Source organism: Asanoa siamensis (assembly GCF_016862555.1).
Classification (GTDB): domain Bacteria; phylum Actinomycetota; class Actinomycetes; order Mycobacteriales; family Micromonosporaceae; genus Asanoa; species Asanoa siamensis.
Window position 1 is genome coordinate 39,274 of sequence record NZ_BONE01000003.1, and the last position, 18,396, is coordinate 57,669.

Sequence of the window (18,396 nt, forward strand, 5' to 3'; positions counted from 1 at the left end):
ACGTCGTGCCACGGCCCCAACCGGCTGGGATGCTTGTCCGGTGACCACACGCTGGCGGGTCCGGCCCGCGCTGCCGACGCTCAAGCTGACCGGTGCGGTGCTGTTGCTGCTGATCGCCGCGTTGTTCGCGACCGACAGCGTGGCGATCGCCGTCGCCTCGGTGGCCGCCGCGGGCCTCGTCGTCTGGGGGTTCCGCGATCTGCTCGCACCGGAGCGGCTGGCCGTCGACGAGACGGGGCTGACGGTCCGCACGGGGTTCGCCGGCCGCCGGCACGTCCCGTGGTCGGCGGTGGAGCGGATCGCGGTCGACCGGCGGTCGCACAACGGCGTACGCAGCGAGACGCTGGAGATCGACACCGGCGACGCGGTGCACATCTTCAGCAGGCACGACCTGGGCGCGCCGCCCGAGGAGGTCGCCGCCGCCCTGAACGCGGCGGCGGGCGGCGAGATCAGGCGGTGACGCTGGCCACCTTCGCCAGTGTGAGGCCGATCAACGCGACCAGCACGATGCCCAGCCCGACCGCCTGCACGAGGGTGCGCCGGTCGCGTGGTGCGTAGGCGAGCACGGCGCCCACCAGCGCGCCCGTGACCAGGCCGCCGACGTGGCCGGCCCAGGAGACGCCGGGCAGCGTGAACGTGATGACGAGGTTGATCACGAGCACGACGAGGATCTGCCGCGTGTCTCCGCCGAGCCGGCGGGCGATCACGAAGAACGCCGCGAACAGGCCGAAGATCGCGGTCGAGGCGCCGGCCGTCGGCGCGTTGGGGTCGATGATGAACGCCGCGACGTTGCCGCCGATGCCGGCCAGCAGATAGAGCGCGGCGAACCGGAAGCGGCCGAGCACGGCCTCGAGGCTGCGGCCCACCGCCCACAGGGCCCACATGTTGAACAGCAGGTGGATGATCCCGTAGTGGATGAACATCGCCGTGATCAGGCGGTAGTAGGCACCGTCGTAGATGCCGGTGTAGACGACCTGGCCCTGGTCGGTGTTGACGAGCACTGACGGGCCGAGCACCCCGCCCGCGATCTGCCACTCCGTGATGCGGCCGAACAGGCCGCCCTGGGGGATGAGCGTGTCGATGCCGTAGAGGGCGAGACCGATCACGGCCGCGATCAGGTTGAGCCCGATCAGCGTCTTGGTCACCAACCCGTCGCGGCCGGCGACACTGCCTCCGAAGGCAGTGCGCGCCGACCGCTGGGTCTTGCGTCCTTCGGCCACACACTCCGGGCACTGGTGCCCGACGGAGGCCTCACGCATACAGTCCGGGCATATCGGGCGGTCGCAGCGCGTGCAACGCACCCACGTCTCCCGCGACGGGTGGCGATAGCAGACAGGCGCCGCCGTCGGGGGCGATTCATTCATGCCAAGAAAGGTACCTGGCTTCAGCTATCAGCTGTTGACCCGCTGGATCTCGACCCGCTCGATGACCACGTCCTCCAGCGGCCGGTCGCCGTGGTTGGTCGGGGTGTTCGCGATGGCGTCGACAACCTTGGCCGAGTCCTGGTCAGCGACCTGACCGAAGATCGTGTGCCGGTTGTTCAGGTGCGGCGTCGGGCCGACCGTGATGAAGAACTGCGAGCCGTTGGTGCCCGGGCCGGCGTTGGCCATGGCCAGCAGGTACGGGCGGTCGAACCGGAGCTCCGGGTGGAACTCGTCGGCGAACTCGTAGCCCGGGCCACCGCGGCCGGTGCCGGTCGGGTCACCCATCTGGATCATGAAGCCAGAGATCACCCGGTGCGAGATGGTGCCGTCGTAGTAGGGCCCGCTGCCCTTCTGCCCGGTCGTCGGGTCGACGTAGTCGCGGGTGCCCTCGGCCAGCTCCACGAAGTTCTGCACCGTCTTGGGCGCGTGGTTCGGGAACAGCTCGAGGCGGATCGGGCCGCGGTTGGTATGCAGAGTGGCGTAAAGGGTCTCGGCCACGGGTACTCCTCCGTCGTCGGTGAGTTTCAGTTCGATCCTCCCATGTGCCCGTTCCGGCAATGCGGACACGTCCAAAGGTGGAGGATGCAGGAGGAACTACGCCCAGGAAGGTGGGGGTCTGGTGTTTGGTATCCGACGGAGAACTCATGCCGAGTTGATCCGATCCGAGCTCGGCGACAGCCTGGAGCATCTGAGGGCGGCCGCGGGCCACGCGGTGGGCGGGGTCAACACGGCGGTCCGGCCGCGGGTCGGGACGGCCCGCGACTTCGTCGCTCCGTCGGCGGTCCGGGTCCGCGACCTCGCCGGGAGTGGCTGGCAGTCCACCCGTGGCGGCTGGGAGTCCTCGATCCGCCCGCTCGCGTCGGCCGCGGGTCACCGGACCCGGGACGCCGCGCGGGCCGTACGCCGGTCCAACGGCAATGGATCGAAGGGCGGCGGAGCCAAGGGCGGCGGCCGGCGGTTCGGGCGCTCGATCGAGACGAGCGTGACCAGCCGGCGCTGGCCGATCGTCGCGGCGATCGTGGTCGCGGGTGCCGCGTTCGGCGCCGCCGCGATCATGCGCCGGCGGCGCCAGCAGCAGTGGGACGAGTACGACCCGAGCCGTTCGCTGGACGCCGCCCGCTCCGGCGGCGGTGGTGCCGGCGGAGGTGGCCGCGGGCACAGCCACGGCCGGATCGGCGACGCGGCCGACGCGGCCCGCCACTCGGTGAAGAACGCCGCCGCCACCGCCCGCGGCGCGGCGTCGTCGGCGCGGAGCAAGGCCGGCGAGCGCTTCTCGTCGACCGGGCAGCCGCCGCAGACCACCGACCCGACGGCGAGCCGCGACCACATGAGCTCACCCGACGGCCGCAGCTGACGGTCCGAAGGAACGGCCCGTTATTAACGCTCGTGTTAATAAGGGGCCGTTCCTATGCGAAAAGCGTTAGTAACGGACCGTTCCTTCATAGCCAGCCGGAGCGGCGGAACCAGCGGTAGAGGACGATCGCGGCGAGCAGCATCAGGGTGAGCACGCCGGGGTAGCCGTACTGCCAGTTGAGTTCCGGCATGTTCGTGAAGTTCATGCCGTAGATGCCCGCGATGAACGTCTCGACGGCGAAGATGGCCGCCCAGGACGCGATCTTGCGCATGTCGTTGTTCTGCTCGACCGTGACCTGGGCCAGCCGCGCCTGCAGGATCGAGTTGAGCAGGTCGTCGTAGCCGTTGACCTGCTCGGCGACCCGGATCAGGTGGTCCTGCACGTCACGGAAGAAGCGCCGGATCTCCTTGGGTACGTGCCGGTTGGTCGACTCGGTGAGCTGCATGATCGGCCGTAGCAGCGGGACCACGGCCCGCTTGAACTCGACCAGCTCCCGCTTCATCTGGTAGATCCGCTGGATCCGGCCGTGCACCTGGCGGGCGAAGACCTGGTTCTCCAGGTCGTCGAGGTCGGTCTCGACCTGGTCGGAGACGTCGATGTAGAGGTCGACCACGTGGTCGGCGATCGCGTACGCCACCGACCAGGGACCCTGGGCCAGCAGTTCCTTGCGCTGCTCCAGCCCGGCCCGCACCGGCGCGAGCTTGCAGGCGTCGCCGTGACGCACCGTGATCACGAACTCCGGGCCGATGAAGAGCATGACCTGCCCGGTCTCGACGACCTCGGTGTTCTCGGTCAGCTCGGCGTGCCGCATGTAGCGGGCGGTCCGCAGCACCAGCGAGTTGATCTCGCCGAACTGCTCCAGCTTGGGCCGCTGCTCGGCGTGCACCGCGTCCTCGACGGCGAGTTCGTGCAGCTCGAAGGTCTCGGCGATGCCGGCCATCGTGGTCAGGCTCGGCTCGTGCAGCCCGACCCAGACGAACGCGTTGCCGGTCTCCGCACGGGCGGCGTGCAGCGCGTCCTCGGGGGTCCACTCGCCGGGCTGGCGCACGCCGTCGACGTAGAGCGCACAGTCGACGATCATGTCGCGCCCCGTGAAACCCGGCGGGGGCGCCGGTTTCGGCTCGGTCGGACCGAGTATGCGGGTCATCGCCCGCACGGGGTCGCTCCACGATCTGGTCTTCGGACGCATGTGTCCGGTCTTGTCGGCGTCAGTAGCCATCGACAGCCTCCCTCCGAACCCGGCAACCCGGATGGGCCGTAGAGGAGGCTACGCCGAAGAGATGGCCAGAGCCCGTCAGGATCTCGTCAGTAATCGAGGCAGACCGACGATGCGGCACCACCGACGCCCGGATTCCCGATGCCCACGCAGCCGCACCACCGACGCCCGAATCCCCCACGCCCACGGAGCCGCACCACCGACGCCCGGACTCCCCATACCGACGAACCGGCACCACCGACGCCCGGAATCCCCATACCGACGAACCGGCACCACCGACGCCCGGATTCTCCATGCCGACTGACAGTCCAGGCATCGGCAGCAGTAGAGCCCTGCGGCGCCGGGTGGACCGGCCGCGTCGGGGGGTGGGGTGCGAGCGGCCCACCCGGCGCCATCGGGGGCGGGGTAGTGCTTGAGGGGTCGGCTCGGCTGTGCACCGGCCGACCGGTGGCTCGCATTGTTCACCGTCGACCAGTGCCCGGGCAGCCCCGCATGACACGGACGAGGCACTCTGTCGGAAATCCGACAGAGTGCCGTTGGTCGCCCTGTTTACCCGCGGATATCCTCGATGGCCGCCGCCAGCCGGCGCACACCCTCGTCGATCTCGTCGACCGTCACCGCCGAGTAGGCCAGCCGCAGCGCGTGCTTGCCACCCTCGAGCAGGAAGTCGCTGCCCTTGACCACGGCCACGCCGCGCGCGGTCGCCGCGGGCAGCAGCTTGTCGACGTCGACGTCCTCCGGGAAGTCGACCCAGAGGAAGTAGCCGCCCTCGGGCTCGGTGAACGAGACGCCCGGGATGTGCTCGCGCAGCGCCGCGGCCAGCACCCGGACCCGCTCGGCCAGCGCGGTGCACACGGTCTCGATAGACCGCTCGAGGTCACCGGCCACGCAGAACTGGTAGACGATGGCCTGCGCCACCATGCCGGGCGAGATGTAGAGGTTCGTGGCCTTCTTGGCGATCTCCGCGATCAGCGGCGCCGGACCGACGAGGTAGCCCACCCGCACGCCGGGGCAGACCGTCTTGGTGAAGCTCGACGCGTGCACGACGACGCCGCGGTCGTCCATCGACAGCATCGACGGCAGCGCGTCGCCGCGGAACCGGATGTCCGCGTACGGGTCGTCCTCGAAGATCGTGAAGCCGTACTCGGCGGCCAGGTCGAGCAGCGCGTGCCGCTTGGCCTCGGACAGTGTCACGCCGGCCGGGTTCTGGAAGTTCGGGATGATGTGGGCGATCGTGGGCCGCACGCCCGACTCCAGCAGCTTGCGCAGCTCGTCGACGTCGATGCCGTCGGCGGCGGTGGTCACGGCGTGCACCTCGCCGCCCTTGCCGCGCAGGTTGAGCAGGGTGCGGTCGTACGTCGGCCGCTCCACCACGACCGCATCGCCGGGGCCGACCAGATGGTCGAAGAGGAACGCGTCGGCCTGCAGCGAGCCGTTGGTGACCAGCACCTGCTCCGGGGCGACCCCGTGCTTCTCGGCGATCCACTTGCGCAGCGGCAGGTAGCCGACGGACGTGCCGTAGGCGGTGACCCCACCCGGGTCGGCGTCGAAGGCGCGGACGGCGGCGGCCTTGAGCCCCTCGACGTCGACGATGTCGAGCGAGGGAGCCCCACGGGCGAACGAGATGAGCTGCGCGGCGGTCATGAGCACCAAGCGTAGGCGGGCAGACTAATCGGGCAACGTGCGGGCGGTCGGCAGCACCCGATCGATCCACCAGGCCAACTCGGTCGGGTCGGTGGTCTTCGACCAGCCGAACTGTACGAACGCGCCGAGCAGCGCCAGCTCGAGTTGCCGGTCCCACCAGCCGGCCGTATCGATCTTGTGGCGCTCCAGCGCGGCGCGGAACGCGTCGATCGTCGCGTTCTTGCTCTCGGGCAGCTTGCCGGCGTTGAGCGCCAGGTAGCCCGCCAGGTCGACGGCGCTGCCCGCCGCCCCCGCCCAACCCCAGCCGAGCAGGGCGGTGCGGCCGTCGGCCAGCGGGCGCAGGTTGCCCACCCGCCAGTCGCCGTTGACCAGGGTCGTCGGCAGCCCGTCGAACGCGGCCAGCAGCGGCGCCGGGTCCACCGCCAGGGCCAGCGCGGCCTCGTGGGCGGCGGGCTGGTCGGCGGCGAGCGCGGCCCACCCGACGACCAGGCCGTCGGCGCCGGAGCCGGCCTCGCGGATGCCGGTCGACGGGGCGAGCGCGGTGTAGCGGGCGCCCGGCGGCCCGAGCCCGACCGGGTCGGTGAAGTGCCAGAACCGGGCGTGCATCGCGGCCATGTGGTCGAGCAGCCGGTGGTGGGTCTCCAGGTCGATGTCCCAGGGCACGCTGGACCGCGGTTCGTCGAGGACGAGCAGGTCGGCGATCTGCGTGGTCGGGTCCCAGCTCACCCCGGCGATCGTGTGGTCGACGGTGCGGGGCAGCCGGTCGAGCAGGCCGCCCTGCCACAGGAGCACCGTCCAGGGGGCACGGCCGTCGGCGCCGTCGCCCAGGGCGCGCATCACCCAGTCGAGGGGGCGCCCGAGCCGCTCGATGCGGAACCGCTCGTCACCGATCAGCAGCGTCTCCGGCGCCGGGTCGGGGTCGCCGGGCGGGTCGAGGGGCTCGTCGCGGCGCACGGGACGGCCGGCCGCGACCGCCTGGATCATTTCCGTGGTCGAGCCGTGGACCGTACGTCCCGTCATGCCTCCCAGTCTGCCGCGAAGATCTCAGACGCGCTCGCGGTCGGCCGCCCAGACCCGCATGATGTCGCGGACCGAGACCACCCCGATCACCTCGGTGCCCTCGAGCACCACCAGGTGGCGGAAGCCGCCGCGGGACATCGCCAGCGCCGCCTCCTCGAGCGTCCAGTCAGGACCGGCGTAGACCACGTCCCAGGTGATGTGGCCGCCCACCGTCTCGACGTCGGGGTCGAGGTTGCCGCCGATGGCGTAGAGCACGTCGCGTTCGGTCATGATGCCGATCCCCTGTGCGTCGGGATCGATGACGACGGCTGACCCGACCCGGCGGGTGGCCATCATGCTGGCGGCCTGCCGGAGCGTGTGCTCGGGGCCCACCACGAGAACCTGTTTGGACATGGCATCGCGCACCTGCATGACACATCCCCCTTGAAGGTCACGGTACGGACATAGTGGTCCTGCCGGGACAGAACTACAAGACTTGCGCGCTCAGGCCGCCTGTCGTACGCCCGGTAGCACCTCGGTCGCGAGCCACTCGACCCGCTCGTCCCGATCGGCTCCCGCGAGGCGGAAGTTGAAGGCGGTGAAGCCCAGCCGCCGGTAGCCCAGCAGCGTCTCGACGACCTCGTCGGCGCCGCCGGGCGGCACGTCGAGGAAGTAGCACCGGGTGATCTCGTCGAGGGAGCGCCCGGCCGCGTCGGCCGCCCGGGCGATCCGGTCGCGCATCGCCGGGATCGTCTCCGGCGGCGCGTGGCCGAGCGAGGGGATCCACCCGTCGGCCCGCCGCCCGGTCACCGCGAGCGCCCGGGGCCCGAACGTGCCGACCCAGATCGGGATCGGCCGGGCGGCGCGCGGCGTGATGGTCGCCGCCTCGGTGCGGTGGACGCGGCCCTCGAACGTCACGGCCGGCTCCGTCCACAGGCGCCGGATCAGCTGGATCGCCTCGTCCAGGCCGTCGACCTTGTCGCGCGGCGCCGGGACGCCCAGGCCGAACGCGCGGAACTCGTGGTCGGCCGAGCCGCCGCCGAGGCCGAGCAGCAGCCGGCCGCCGGAGAGCCGGTCCAGCGTCTCGGCCATCTTGGCCAGCAGCGCGGGGTTGCGGTAGGGCACCCCGAGCACCCGCGGCAGCACCCGCAGCCGGCTCGTGCCGGCCAGCAGCCAGGTCAGCATCGTCCAGTTCTCGAAGCTCGGGTCGGTGCCGCAGGGGTGGTCGGAGGCCGAGACGAAGTCGAAGCCGGCGGCCTCGGCGGCGCGGGCCGCGGCGACCGGGTCGATCGCGGGCTCGCCGGCCGCGGTGGTGGCCGGGACGTCGAGGCCGAACAGGATCGTGCTCATGCGGGTTGTCCTTTCGGGACGGTCAGCCGGGGCAGGAAGACTCCGACCAGGGGCCCAATGGCCAGGGCGTACGCGATGGTGCCGACGCCGACCGAGCCGCCCAGCACGAAGCCGATGGCGAGCACGACGAGTTCGATGCCGGTGCGGACCAGCCGGATGGAGTGGCCGCGGGCGGCCAGCCCGGTCATCAGCCCGTCGCGTGGGCCCGGGCCGAGGCCCGCGCCGACGTAGAGGCCGGTCGCGACCGCGTTGGCGAGGATGCCGGCGACCAGCAGCGCGATCCGCGGCGCCAGCGCGTGCACCTCGGGCAGCAGCCAGAGCGTGCCGTCGGTGACGAGCCCGACCACGAGCACGTTGGCGACGGTGCCGACACCGGGACGCTGGCGTAGCGGGATCCAGAGCAACAACACCGCGACGGCGGTGAGGTTGACGACCAGCCCGATGGAGAGCCCGATCCGCTCCGCGACGCCCTGGTGGAACACGTCCCACGGGCCGAGGCCGAGGTCGGCCCGGACCATCAGCCCGAGGCTGATCCCGAACAGCACCAGACCGGCGAAGAGCCGCAACAACCTGCTTGACATGTCAAACAGACTAGGCGGCGCTTGTTTGACATGTCAAGCACGAGGTTTACGCTGGTGACATGACCCGCTGGCTGACCGACGACGAGATGCGCGCCTGGCTCGGCTACCGGCGCCTGCGTACGCTGCTCGACCTGCAGATCACCCGCGACCTGGCCGCCGACTCGGGCCTCTCCGACGCCGACTACGACGTGCTCTCCACGCTCGGCGACGCGCCCGCCCACCGGATGCGGCTCGGTGAGCTCGCCGCGTCCATCCGCTGGTCGGTCAGCCGGCTCTCGCACCACGTCAGCCGGATGCACCAGCGCGGCCTGGTCACCCGGGACGACTGCGAGACCGACGGCCGCGGCGCCACCGTGGTGCTCACCGACGCGGGCTGGGCGACGATCCAGGCGGCCGCCACGCGGCACGTGGCCTCGGTGCGGCGGCACTTCATCGACCTGCTGGACCCCGCCGACCTGGCGGCCCTGACCACGATCGCCGGCAAGGTGCTCACCCACCTCGACGAGGTCACGCCCCCCGACCCACGCCGTGGCGGCGCCCGCACCCAGCGCGACGGCACCACCGCGCCCTAGCCGCGATCGATGGCGCTGGCTAAATTCGGTGCGTGTCGGACGAACCGTTGCTCTGCGCCGCAGGTGTGATCGTCGATGACGACGGGCGCGTGTTCATCCAGCGCCGATCGGCGACCCGCAAGCTCTTCCCGGACACCTGGGACATCGTCGGCGGCCACGTGGAGCCCGGCGAGAGCCTCGAGGAGACGCTGCGCCGCGAGGTCACCGAGGAGACCGGCTGGCAGGTCTCGATCGTGCTCGGCACCATCGGCGAGCACCGCTACCGGGGCGACGACGGGCTCGAGCGGCTGGAGACCGACTACCTGATCCGGGTCGACGGCGACCTGTCCCGGCCCCGCCTCGAGGAGGGCAAGCACACCGCCTTCCGCTGGATCGGCCCCGACGAGGTCGACGTGCTCGACGAGAACCGCGGCATCGACGACGGTCTGGTCCGGCAGATCATCGAGGGCGGTTTCGCCCTTTTGCGCCAGATCGGCTTGTAGGCCACCACACCGCTATCCTCCTGACGGGAAGAGTTTTCTTTCCGTACACCTGCAACACCCTGGAGGAAGCGCCGGAATGATCGGCCTCGTGCTCGCAGCCGGCGCTGGCCGGCGGTTGCGCCCCTACACCGACACCCTGCCCAAGGCCCTGGTGCCGGTCGACGGTGCGACCACCATCCTCGACATCGCCCTGCGCAACCTCGCCGCCGTCGGGCTGACCGACGTCGCCGTCGTGGTGGGCTACGCGGCCGAGGCCGTCGAGAAGCGCCGGCCGGACCTGGAGTCCCGCTACGGGGTCTCGCTCGACCTGGTGCACAACGAGCGCGCCGAGGAGTGGAACAACGCGTACTCCCTCTGGCTCGCCCGGGACCGGTTCGCGGGTGGGGCGCTGCTGGTCAACGGCGACACCGTGCACCCGGTCTCGGTCGAGCAGACGCTGCTCAGCAACCGCGGGCCGGGCGTGCTGCTCGCCGTCGACGACGTCAAGACGCTCGCCGACGAGGAGATGAAGACGACCTTCGACGCCGCCGGCCAGCTCACCCGGATCACCAAGCTGATGGACCCGGCGGCGGCGTTCGGTGAGTACATCGGCGCGACGCTGATCGAGGCGTCGGCCGCCGGCGGGCTCGCCGAGGCGCTCGAGGCCACCTGGCGGCGCGACCCGGGCCTCTACTACGAGGACGGCTACCAGGAGTACGCCGACCGCGGCGGCGAGGTGCGCGCGGCGACCATCGGCGACATCCCCTGGGTCGAGGTCGACAACCACGCCGACCTCGCCCGCGCCCGGGAGATCGCGTGCCACTACTAGCCCGCACGATCACCACCCCGCTCGCCATCGAGGTGCGCCGCGGCGCCGTTGCCGAGCTCGGCAGCCTGCTGCACGACCGGCGGATCTCGGGCGGCGGCGACGTCGCGATCGTGGTCGGCCCGGGTCAGGGCGACCGGATCGCCGAGATGGTCCGACCGGGGCTCGGCAACGCCGACGTCTTCCCCGTGACCGGCGGCAGCCTGGACGCGGCCGCCGAGCTGGGCGACCGGCTGCGCGAGCGGTCGTACGACGCGGTGGTGGGCATCGGCGGCGGCCGGACCATCGACACCACCAAGTACGCGGCGACCCGGTTCGGCATCCCGATGGTCACCGTGGCGACCAGCCTGGCCAACGACGGCATCGCCTCGCCGACCGCGTCGCTGACGCACGGCGGCCGGCACAACTCCTACGGCGTGCAGATCCCGATCGCCGTGATCGTCGACCTGGACTTCGTCGAGAACGGCCCGGACCGGCAGACCCAGGCCGGCATCGGCGACGCGCTCTCGAACCTCAACGCGGTCGCCGACTGGGAGCTGGCCCACCGCGAGCGCGGCGAGCCGATCGACGGGCTGGCCGTGACGCTCTCGCGGTCCAGCGCCGAGGCACTGGTCAACCACCCGGGCAAGATCACTGACGACGCGTTCCTGACCACGCTCGCCGAGGCGTTGATCATGGGCGGCCTGGCCAGCGCGGTGCACGGCACCACCCGGCCGGTCAGCGGCGGCTGCCACGAGATCTCGCACGCCATCGACGCGCTCTTCCCGGACGTGTCGTCGCACGGCGAGCAGTGCGGCCTCGGCGCGCTGTTCTGCACCTACCTGCGGGGCGAGCGGGAACGGCTGGCGCAGTTGGTGACCGCGATGCGCCGGCACGGCCTGTCGGTCACCCCGGCCGAGCTCGGGCTCACCGACGCGCAGTTCGTCCAGGCGGTCGCGCACGCGCCGTCGACCCGGCCGGACCGCTACACGATCCTCGAGCACCTCGCCCTGACGCCCGCCGACATCGAGACCCGGTTGGAGGGGTACGCCGATGCGCTCCGCGACCTTGGCGCCTGAGACCGCGGCACCCGGACCGGCCGAGTTCTACCGCGTCAACCGGGGTGGCGGCCTGTTCAGCGAGGGCCTGAGCCAGCGGGTGGGAGCGCTGTTCGCCGCGGCCGCCTATCGCGTCGGCGCGCCGCCGACCGCGCTCACCGCCGGCAGCCTCGTGATCGGCCTGGCCACCTCGGCCGCGGTCATCGCGCTCGCGTCGACCGCCGTGCCGGCCTGGGTCGCGGGTCTGGTCGCACTCGTCGGCTGGCAGCTCGCCTACGCACTCGACTGCGCCGACGGCCAACTCGCCCGGGTGTCCGGCAAGGCCAGCCCGGCCGGCGCGCGGATCGACGTGCTCTGCGACGTGGCGGTGCAGATCTCGCTCGTCGCCGCCCTGGCCGCGGTCGCCGTCGACCAGCGCCCGTTAACCGCGTCCTGGCTCGTCGCCCTCTTCGCCGGCACCTGGATGGTCAACCTGGTCACCTCGGTCATGCAGGCCGGCCCCAACTCGGGCAGCATGGTCACCTCGACCTCGCTGCCAGTGCGGGTGGTCAAGCTGGTCCGCGACTACGGCGCGGTGATCTTCCTGGCCGGCCTGGTGCTCCTGCTCGTTCCACAGTGGACCATCTGGCTGCTGGTCGCCTTCACGATCGTCAACGGCGGCTTCCTCCTGGCCAGCATCGCCTTCACGGGCCGCACCGCCCTCCGCTCCTGACGAAGCAACGGTCCGTTGTTAACGCTTTCGCTATAGGAACGGTCCGTTGTTAACTCCGCGCCGACCACGCTGTTAATAGCGGGCCGTTCCTATGCGGAAACCGTTAGTAACGGACCGTTCCTTTCGTTACGCGGGCGTAGGTGTCGAGGAGTTGCTTCGTGACCACGTCGGGATGGAACGTGCGCTCGTAGCGGGCCCGGGCCAACGGCGCCTTCGCCGCCGCCTCGGCGGCCGCCACCGGTAGCGCGGCCGCCAGCGCCGCCGCCTCCGCGGGGACCGTCCAGCCCGCGTCGCCCACCTCGTAGGGAACCCCGCCCAAGGAGGTGCCCAGCACCGGCCGGCCGGCCGCCAGGGCCTCCAGCACCACCGTCGGCAGCACGTCGTGCCAGGTCGGGGTGGCCAGGACGACCGCGGTGGCGCGCAGGGCGGCGTCGATCGCCGGGCGGTCCAGCCGGCCCAGGAACTCGACGTCGCGCCGCTGCGCGGCGGCCTCCTCGACCAAGGGGCGCAGGTCGCCGTCGCCGGCCACCCGCAGCGTGCCGTGCGCACCGTCCGGATGCCGGCGCCAGGCGTCCAGCAGCAGCCGGATGCCCTTCTCCTCGGAGAGCCGGCCGGAGAAGAACAGAAAGCCGTCACCGAGCGGCGCCGGCTGCCCCGGGTCGGGGATCGCGTTCGGCTTGACCGTGATCCGGTCCGCCGGAATGCCGTACCCGAGCAGATGGTCCTTGATCGCGTCGGTCAGGGCCAGGTAGCCGTCGACCGCGCGCCAGGTCGGCCGGTGCAGGGTCAGCGCGGTCGCCATCACCGCGCTCTGCGCCGCCGAGCCCCGGTAGCACCGGTGCTTGATCGCCGGCAGCGGCAGCGCCCGGCCCCGGCAGTCGTGGCAGATGCCGCCGTCGCGGAAATAGAGCCCCGATGCGCAGACCTGGCGGTAGTTGTGCACCGTCTGCAGCACCGGCACCCCGAACCGGTGGGCGGTCCGGACGATCCAGGGCGAGATCAGCGGGTACGGGTTGTGCAGGTGCACGACATCAGGCCGGTGCGCCCGGATCAGGTCGGCGAGGTCCCGTTGCGCCTTCGGCGCGTAGATCGGCGAGATCGGCAGCAGCGCCTTGGCGGCCGGCGACATCGACGGGATCTCGTCGGAGCTGCGCAGGAACGGCAGCACCTCGACGCCCGCCGCGGCGAGTTGGTCGATCTCCTGATCGACGATCACGTTCTCGCCCGAGGGCTGGGCCTCGCGATATCTGTTGTGCGCGACGACGACCTTCATGGTGGCGTCAGGCTACCGTTGTCGACGTGCCCGAACTGCCCGAGGTGGAAGCACTCGCCGCATACCTGCGTGACCGTGCCGTCGGTCACCGGGTCCAGCGGCTCGAGGTCGCCGCGATCAGCGCACTGAAGACCTACGACCCGCCGCCGTCCGCGATCGCCGGCAAGGAGATCGTCGGAGCCGGTCGGCACGGCAAGTTCCTCGACATCAGCTTCGGTTCAGACCAGCCGAGCGAAGGCGACGTGCACCTGGTCGTACACCTGTCCCGCGCGGGCTGGCTGCACTACCGCGACGCGTTCCCCAACGCCAACCCGCTCAAGCCCGCCGGCAAGGGCCCGATCGCGGTGCGGGTGCGGCTCGACGACGGGTCCGGTTTCGACCTCACCGAGGCCGGCACGCAGAAACGCCTCGCCGCGTACCTGGTGACCGATCCCGCGCTCGTGCCCGGCATCGCCAAGCTCGGCCCCGACCCGCTCACCGCCGACGAGGCCACCTTCGCCGCCGCCGTACGCGGGAAGCGGGGTCAGATCAAGGGTGTGCTCAAGGACCAGGCGGTGCTGGCCGGCATCGGCAACGCGTACTCCGACGAGATCCTGCACGCCGCCAAGCTCTCGCCGTTCGCGATGAGCGACCGGCTGACCGACGCACAGATGACCACTCTCTACGAAACGACCCAGACGGTGCTCAACGACGCGGTGGGTCGGTCCGTGGGGCAGAAGGCCGCGGAGCTCAAGGGCGAGAAGCGATCCGGCATGAAGGTGCACGCGCGCACCGGGCTCCCGTGCCCCGTGTGCGGCGACACCGTCCGGGAGGTCTCGTTCGCCGACTCGAGCCTGCAATACTGCCCGACCTGCCAGACCGGCGGGAAGCCCCTGGCGGATCGACGGCTGTCCCGGTTGGTGCGCTGAGTGAGCGCGCGGAAGCCCAGCGTACGAACCTTTTTCGACGCACATCTCGCTCCTTCCGCCGCGCGCCACAATCGGTATAGTGACCCGGTCCCGCACCGACGGCGCGGGGACGTCCGCTCCGGCGGCTCCGGGCGTAATGTCTTCCTTCCGTCCACGGTTCACGACCGTTGACATGGGAGACTGATGCGGTGGGCGACCGGAGCCCGTACGGCGAGTGGGCGGCACGCGTTACCCGGGAGGACGTGGGTGAGGTGACGACCAGCCTCGAGCGCCCGCTAACCAGCAATGGCCGCGGGGGCGTCGTGCGCCACGTCGAGAGCTTCGAGATCCAGGTCGCTCCGCCGCCGCCACCCAACGGCGTGCCGCGCTCGGCCTGGGCCCGGGCCCGACGGCGGGTGTCCCGCTGGCACCGCCCCTTCATCTTGATCCTGCTCGTCCTCGACTTCGCCGCCGCCACACTGGCGAGCTACATCGCGGTCACCGAGTTCGAGAAGGCCCGCGCCGGCTTCCAGGACCGCCCGACGCTGTTCAACCTCATCGCCTACGTCTTCCTGCCGTGCGCCTGGCTGTTCGTGCTCTGGGCCAACGGCGCCTACGACCGGCGCTATCTGGGGCTCGGCACCGACGAGTTCAAGCGGTGCGTGCGCGCGTCCCTCGTGATCGCGGCCACCGTCTCGTTCCTGGTCTTCGCCACCAAGACCGACCTGTCGCGTATGACGGTCGGCGGCGTCCTGCTCGGCGCCCTGCTGCTGATCCTGATCGTCCGCTACCTCGCCCGGCAGGCGCTGCACCTGGTCCGTCGCCGGGCCGGCCAGGCCGGGCACCGGATGATCCTGGTCGGCACGCTGCCCGAGGCGCTCGAGGTCTACACCGCGGTCACCCGCAACCCCGCCGCCGGCCTGGTGCCGGTCGGCATCCACATCACCGACGGCTACGCGGCCGCCCGCGGCATCGAGACCCCGGTCCCGGTCTACGCCGGCCGCGACGTCCTCGGCCTGGTCCGCGAGCTCGGCGCCGACACGATCGCGGTCTGCGGCTCCGCCAGCGCCGAGCCCGGTGAGCTGCGCCGGCTGGCCTGGCAGCTCGAAGGCAGCGGGGTCGACCTGGTCGTCGCGCCGCAGCTCACCGACATCGCCGGCCCCCGGGTGCACATCCGCCCCATCGAAGGGCTGCCCCTGCTGCACGTCGAAGAGCCGACGCTGTCCGGCCCGGCGCTGCTGGCCAAGAACGTGATCGACCGCCTGGTGGCCGTACTCGGCCTGGTGGTCCTCTCGCCCCTGCTCCTGATGATCGCGATCGCGATCAAGGTCTCCGACAAGGGCCCGGTCTTCTTCCGGCAGCCGCGCGTCGGCCACGAGGGCCGCACGTTCCGGGTGTGGAAGTTCCGCACCATGTACGTCGACGCCGAGGACCGCCTGGCCGCCCTGGTCGACCAGAACGAGACCGACGGCATGCTCTTCAAGATCCGCCAGGACCCGCGCGTCTTCCCGTTCGGCCGGTTCCTGCGGGCGAGCTCGCTGGACGAGCTGCCGCAGTTGATCAACGTGCTCAAGGGCGAGATGTCGCTGGTCGGGCCGCGCCCCCTGCCGGCCGACGACGGCGACTTCCTCGGCGACGTGCGCCGGCGCCTGCTGGTCCGCCCGGGCATCACGGGTCTGTGGCAGGTCTCGGGGCGCTCGGACCTGTCCTGGGACGAGGCGGTCCGGCTGGACCTCTACTACGTCGACAACTGGTCGCTCGCCTACGACCTGAGCATCCTCTGGCGCACCATCGGCGTCGTCCTGGCCCGCAAGGGAGCCTATTAAGACGCACGATCATGTCCCGGACTCGTCTGGGGCACGACCGTCGCTCCCGCCGGACACCGCTCGCTTCGCTTCGCTGCCACCTCCGCCGTGCGGCGCGGTCTCTCTTGATCACGCCGGGGTTGGCGTCCGTGCGAGGGGTTCCGTAAACGTGGTCGGCGGGCGAGGATTCCGCGCATGAGTGCGGACCTGTCGACGGCGTTGGCCGTGCTGGCGCTCGTCAGTGCGCTCGCCGGTGCGGTCTATGCCGTCGTGCGGTTGCGGGCCCGCAGGGGGATCGCGACCGCGACTCAGCGCGCCACCTACGAGGTGTTGCACACCGCCGGGCTCGCCGCCGAGCCGTTGCGGGGTGGGTTGACCGCCGCCAGTGCCGCGAAGGCCGCCAAGCACCTGCGGGCGCTGGTCGGTGCGCCCGGGCTCGCGCTGGCCGACGACAACGAGTTGCTGGCCCTCGACGGGCGCGGCGCGCACCACTCGCACCAACTCCAGGCCGCGGCGAAGAAGGCCATCAGCGCCGGGCGGTCGACCGTGCTGCGGCAGGCGGAACTGCCCTGCGACCGGGTCGACTGCGAGATCCGCGGCGCGGTCGTCGCGCCGATCAGGGCCGCGACCCCGGTCGCCCTCGTCGCCGTCTCCGACGGCCAGCCGGCACCCGGGCTCGTGCAGGCCACCCTGGAGACCGCCCGCTGGGCCGCCGCCCAGCTCGCCCTGGCCGAGCTCGACTCGTCCCGCGAACGGCTCGCCCGGGCCGAGGTGCGGGCCCTGCGCGCCCAGATCAGCCCGCACTTCATCTACAACGCGCTGACCGCGATCGCCTCCTTCGTCCGCACCGACCCGGAACGCGCCCGCGAGCTCATCCTCGAGTTCGCCGAGTTCACCCGCTACTCGTTCCGGGCGCACGGTGAGTTCACGACGCTGGCCGAGGAGCTGCGCTCGATCGACCGCTACCTGACGATCGAGCGGGCCCGGTTCGGCGAACGGCTGCAGGTGCGCCTGCAGATCGCCCCTGAGGTGCTGCCGGTCAGCCTGCCGTTCCTCTGCCTCCAGCCGCTGGTCGAGAACGCGGTGCGGCACGGGCTGTCGCGCAAGCCGGGCCTCGGTATGGTGAGCATCGAGGCCCGTGATGCCGGTGCCGAGTGCCACATCACCGTCGAGGACGACGGCGTCGGCATGGATCCGGCGGCGCTCGTCGCCGGAGTGGCCGAGGCGGGTGTGGCCGGTGTCGACGACGCGGGCGCGCACGTCGGTCTGTCCAATGTCGACGAACGGCTGCGGTCGGTGTTCGGCGACCAGTTCGGTCTGGTGGTGGAGACCGGGATCGGAGCGGGTACCAGGGTGAGCATGCGGGTGCCGAAGTTCCACCCCGGCGTGCACGCGGCGGGCGGCGCGGCGTGACCGACCGCGGTTTCCTGCGCGTGCTCGCGGTCGACGACGAGCCGCCGGCCCTCGACGAGCTGGCCTACCTGCTGCGCGCCGACCCACGGGTGGCCCGGCTGCACACCGCGGGCGACGCGACCGACGCCCTGCGCGTGCTCCGCGACACCGACGTCGACGTGGTCTTCCTGGACATCCGGATGCCCGGCCTCGACGGCATGGAGCTCGCCCGGTTGCTGCGCCGGTTCGCCCGGCCACCCGCGATCGTCTTCGTCACCGCGTACGACGACGGCGCCGTCGACGCCTTCGACCTCGGCGTCGCCGACTACGTCCGCAAGCCCGTACAGGCCGAGCGGTTGAGTGAGTCGATCCGGCGCGTGGTCAGCGCGCGGGTCGTGCCCACCCACCCGGCCGCGCTGGCCCGTGCCGAGGAGGACCCGACGATCCCGGTCGAGCTGGCGGGCACGACCCGGATGCTGCCGCGCTCCGCGGTCCGCTGGGTCGAGGCGCAGGGCGACTACGCCCGGCTGCACACCTCCGACGGTTCGCACCTGGTGCGGGTGCCGCTGGCCACGCTCGCCGATCGCTGGGCCGACGCCGGCTTCGTCCGGATCCACCGCTCCTATCTGGTGCAGCTCCGGTTGATCGCCGAGCTGCGGCTGGCGAACTCGGGCTACGTGGTCATCGTGGACGGTGCCGAGCTGCCGGTCTCCCGCCGGCACACGCGCGAGCTCAAGGACAAACTCGTCCGCGCGGCGAAGCAGGACTGGAACCGCTGACTGTCACACCGCTGGCATATCCTTCGATGCGCCAGCCGGCGATACGGGGCGCCCGGCGGCGATTTCCCCTCCCCCCGTGACACC

General features: G+C 71.5%; 20 protein-coding genes. 11 read left to right on the top strand and 9 right to left on the bottom strand.

The features are described from left to right. Window positions 1–40: 40 nt before the first annotated feature. Window positions 41–460: a PH domain-containing protein gene (locus tag Asi02nite_RS02870; RefSeq protein ID WP_239126428.1), complete on the top strand. Its 420-nt coding sequence runs from the start codon at window positions 41–43 to the stop codon at window positions 458–460. Here the strand turns inward: Asi02nite_RS02870 and Asi02nite_RS02875 are convergent. Both Asi02nite_RS02875 and Asi02nite_RS02880 read right to left on the bottom strand, forming a co-directional pair. Next, the gene (locus Asi02nite_RS02875) at window positions 450–1,364 is read right to left on the bottom strand and encodes a rhomboid family intramembrane serine protease (protein WP_203710533.1); all 915 of its coding nucleotides are present in this window, start codon (window positions 1,362–1,364) and stop codon (window positions 450–452) included. The two genes, Asi02nite_RS02870 and Asi02nite_RS02875, sit on opposite strands and share 11 nt — an antisense overlap. Window positions 1,365–1,391: 27 nt before the next feature. Further along, window positions 1,392–1,922 (bottom strand): peptidylprolyl isomerase, encoded by a 531-nt coding sequence (locus tag Asi02nite_RS02880; protein WP_203710534.1) that lies wholly within the window; start codon window positions 1,920–1,922, stop codon window positions 1,392–1,394. 154 nt (window positions 1,923–2,076) lie between these two features. Between Asi02nite_RS02880 and Asi02nite_RS02885 the strand changes: the two genes are divergently transcribed. Further along, window positions 2,077–2,778 (top strand): hypothetical protein, encoded by a 702-nt coding sequence (locus Asi02nite_RS02885; RefSeq protein WP_203710535.1) that lies wholly within the window; start codon window positions 2,077–2,079, stop codon window positions 2,776–2,778. Between the two features lie 85 nt (window positions 2,779–2,863). On the opposite strand, the gene corA is transcribed toward Asi02nite_RS02885, so the two are convergent. The 6 genes from corA to yczE form a co-directional block, all read right to left on the bottom strand. Further along, window positions 2,864–3,997 (bottom strand): magnesium/cobalt transporter CorA, encoded by a 1,134-nt coding sequence (corA, locus tag Asi02nite_RS02890; protein WP_203710536.1) that lies wholly within the window; start codon window positions 3,995–3,997, stop codon window positions 2,864–2,866. A gap of 546 nt (window positions 3,998–4,543) precedes the next feature. After that, complete coding sequence (locus Asi02nite_RS02895; protein WP_203710537.1) at window positions 4,544–5,638, bottom strand: aminotransferase-like domain-containing protein; 1,095 nt, start codon at window positions 5,636–5,638, stop codon at window positions 4,544–4,546. Window positions 5,639–5,662: 24 nt separating this feature from the next. After that, window positions 5,663–6,658 carry a hypothetical protein gene (locus Asi02nite_RS02900; protein WP_203710538.1) on the bottom strand — a complete coding sequence of 332 codons (996 nt, stop codon included), beginning with the start codon at window positions 6,656–6,658 and terminating at the stop codon, window positions 5,663–5,665. A gap of 24 nt (window positions 6,659–6,682) precedes the next feature. Then, window positions 6,683–7,069, bottom strand: coding sequence for a CBS domain-containing protein (locus tag Asi02nite_RS02905; protein WP_203710539.1), 387 nt, complete (start codon window positions 7,067–7,069; stop codon window positions 6,683–6,685). A 72-nt stretch (window positions 7,070–7,141) separates the two neighbouring features. Continuing rightward, the gene (locus Asi02nite_RS02910; RefSeq protein ID WP_203710540.1) at window positions 7,142–7,987 is read right to left on the bottom strand and encodes an LLM class flavin-dependent oxidoreductase; all 846 of its coding nucleotides are present in this window, start codon (window positions 7,985–7,987) and stop codon (window positions 7,142–7,144) included. After that, complete coding sequence (gene yczE, locus Asi02nite_RS02915; RefSeq protein WP_203710541.1) at window positions 7,984–8,568, bottom strand: membrane protein YczE; 585 nt, start codon at window positions 8,566–8,568, stop codon at window positions 7,984–7,986. Before yczE ends, Asi02nite_RS02910 begins: the two co-directional genes overlap by 4 nt. A 59-nt stretch (window positions 8,569–8,627) precedes the next feature. Here yczE and Asi02nite_RS02920 point away from each other — a divergent pair, with 59 nt between their 5' ends. The 5 genes from Asi02nite_RS02920 (at window position 8,628) to Asi02nite_RS02940 (ending at window position 12,176) form a co-directional block, all read left to right on the top strand. After that, on the top strand, window positions 8,628–9,140 hold the full coding sequence (locus Asi02nite_RS02920) for a MarR family winged helix-turn-helix transcriptional regulator (RefSeq protein ID WP_203710542.1): 513 nt from the start codon (window positions 8,628–8,630) through the stop codon (window positions 9,138–9,140). 32 nt (window positions 9,141–9,172) lie between these two features. After that, on the top strand, window positions 9,173–9,622 hold the full coding sequence (locus Asi02nite_RS02925; RefSeq protein ID WP_203710543.1) for an NUDIX hydrolase: 450 nt from the start codon (window positions 9,173–9,175) through the stop codon (window positions 9,620–9,622). Between the two features lie 76 nt (window positions 9,623–9,698). Continuing rightward, entirely contained in the window at window positions 9,699–10,430 is a 732-nt protein-coding gene (locus Asi02nite_RS02930; protein ID WP_203710544.1) for a phosphocholine cytidylyltransferase family protein, read from the top strand. Next, window positions 10,418–11,485: an iron-containing alcohol dehydrogenase family protein gene (locus Asi02nite_RS02935; RefSeq protein ID WP_203710545.1), complete on the top strand. Its 1,068-nt coding sequence runs from the start codon at window positions 10,418–10,420 to the stop codon at window positions 11,483–11,485. The genes Asi02nite_RS02930 and Asi02nite_RS02935 overlap by 13 nt, the downstream gene beginning before the upstream one ends. Further along, window positions 11,460–12,176: a CDP-alcohol phosphatidyltransferase family protein gene (locus Asi02nite_RS02940; RefSeq protein WP_203710546.1), complete on the top strand. Its 717-nt coding sequence runs from the start codon at window positions 11,460–11,462 to the stop codon at window positions 12,174–12,176. The genes Asi02nite_RS02935 and Asi02nite_RS02940 overlap by 26 nt, the downstream gene beginning before the upstream one ends. A 103-nt stretch (window positions 12,177–12,279) precedes the next feature. On the opposite strand, the gene Asi02nite_RS02945 is transcribed toward Asi02nite_RS02940, so the two are convergent. After that, the gene (locus Asi02nite_RS02945) at window positions 12,280–13,449 is read right to left on the bottom strand and encodes a glycosyltransferase family 4 protein (RefSeq protein WP_203710547.1); all 1,170 of its coding nucleotides are present in this window, start codon (window positions 13,447–13,449) and stop codon (window positions 12,280–12,282) included. 26 nt (window positions 13,450–13,475) lie between these two features. On the opposite strand from Asi02nite_RS02945, the gene Asi02nite_RS02950 reads away from it, so the two are divergent. The 4 genes from Asi02nite_RS02950 (at window position 13,476) to Asi02nite_RS02965 (ending at window position 18,312) form a co-directional block, all read left to right on the top strand. After that, window positions 13,476–14,357 carry an Fpg/Nei family DNA glycosylase gene (locus Asi02nite_RS02950; protein WP_203710548.1) on the top strand — a complete coding sequence of 294 codons (882 nt, stop codon included), beginning with the start codon at window positions 13,476–13,478 and terminating at the stop codon, window positions 14,355–14,357. Window positions 14,358–14,599: 242 nt separating this feature from the next. Next, window positions 14,600–16,162, top strand: a complete 1,563-nt coding sequence (locus Asi02nite_RS02955; RefSeq protein ID WP_239126442.1) for a sugar transferase — start codon at window positions 14,600–14,602, stop codon at window positions 16,160–16,162. A gap of 174 nt (window positions 16,163–16,336) precedes the next feature. Then, the gene (locus Asi02nite_RS02960) at window positions 16,337–17,554 is read left to right on the top strand and encodes a sensor histidine kinase (RefSeq protein WP_203710549.1); all 1,218 of its coding nucleotides are present in this window, start codon (window positions 16,337–16,339) and stop codon (window positions 17,552–17,554) included. Continuing rightward, on the top strand, window positions 17,551–18,312 hold the full coding sequence (locus Asi02nite_RS02965; protein WP_203710550.1) for a LytR/AlgR family response regulator transcription factor: 762 nt from the start codon (window positions 17,551–17,553) through the stop codon (window positions 18,310–18,312). The genes Asi02nite_RS02960 and Asi02nite_RS02965 overlap by 4 nt, the downstream gene beginning before the upstream one ends. Window positions 18,313–18,396 lie beyond the last annotated feature (84 nt).

Coding starts and splice junctions, on each gene's coding strand:
- Asi02nite_RS02945 (WP_203710547.1), bottom strand. CDS start 13,449: ATGAAGGTCGTCGTCGCGCACAACAGATATCGCGAGGCCCAGCCCTCG.
- yczE (WP_203710541.1), bottom strand. CDS start 8,568: ATGTCAAGCAGGTTGTTGCGGCTCTTCGCCGGTCTGGTGCTGTTCGGG.
- Asi02nite_RS02900 (WP_203710538.1), bottom strand. CDS start 6,658: ATGACGGGACGTACGGTCCACGGCTCGACCACGGAAATGATCCAGGCG.
- Asi02nite_RS02940 (WP_203710546.1), top strand. CDS start 11,460: ATGCGCTCCGCGACCTTGGCGCCTGAGACCGCGGCACCCGGACCGGCC.
- Asi02nite_RS02875 (WP_203710533.1), bottom strand. CDS start 1,364: ATGAATGAATCGCCCCCGACGGCGGCGCCTGTCTGCTATCGCCACCCG.
- Asi02nite_RS02920 (WP_203710542.1), top strand. CDS start 8,628: ATGACCCGCTGGCTGACCGACGACGAGATGCGCGCCTGGCTCGGCTAC.
- Asi02nite_RS02910 (WP_203710540.1), bottom strand. CDS start 7,987: ATGAGCACGATCCTGTTCGGCCTCGACGTCCCGGCCACCACCGCGGCC.
- corA (WP_203710536.1), bottom strand. CDS start 3,997: ATGGCTACTGACGCCGACAAGACCGGACACATGCGTCCGAAGACCAGA.
- Asi02nite_RS02895 (WP_203710537.1), bottom strand. CDS start 5,638: ATGACCGCCGCGCAGCTCATCTCGTTCGCCCGTGGGGCTCCCTCGCTC.
- Asi02nite_RS02960 (WP_203710549.1), top strand. CDS start 16,337: ATGAGTGCGGACCTGTCGACGGCGTTGGCCGTGCTGGCGCTCGTCAGT.
- Asi02nite_RS02930 (WP_203710544.1), top strand. CDS start 9,699: ATGATCGGCCTCGTGCTCGCAGCCGGCGCTGGCCGGCGGTTGCGCCCC.
- Asi02nite_RS02905 (WP_203710539.1), bottom strand. CDS start 7,069: ATGCAGGTGCGCGATGCCATGTCCAAACAGGTTCTCGTGGTGGGCCCC.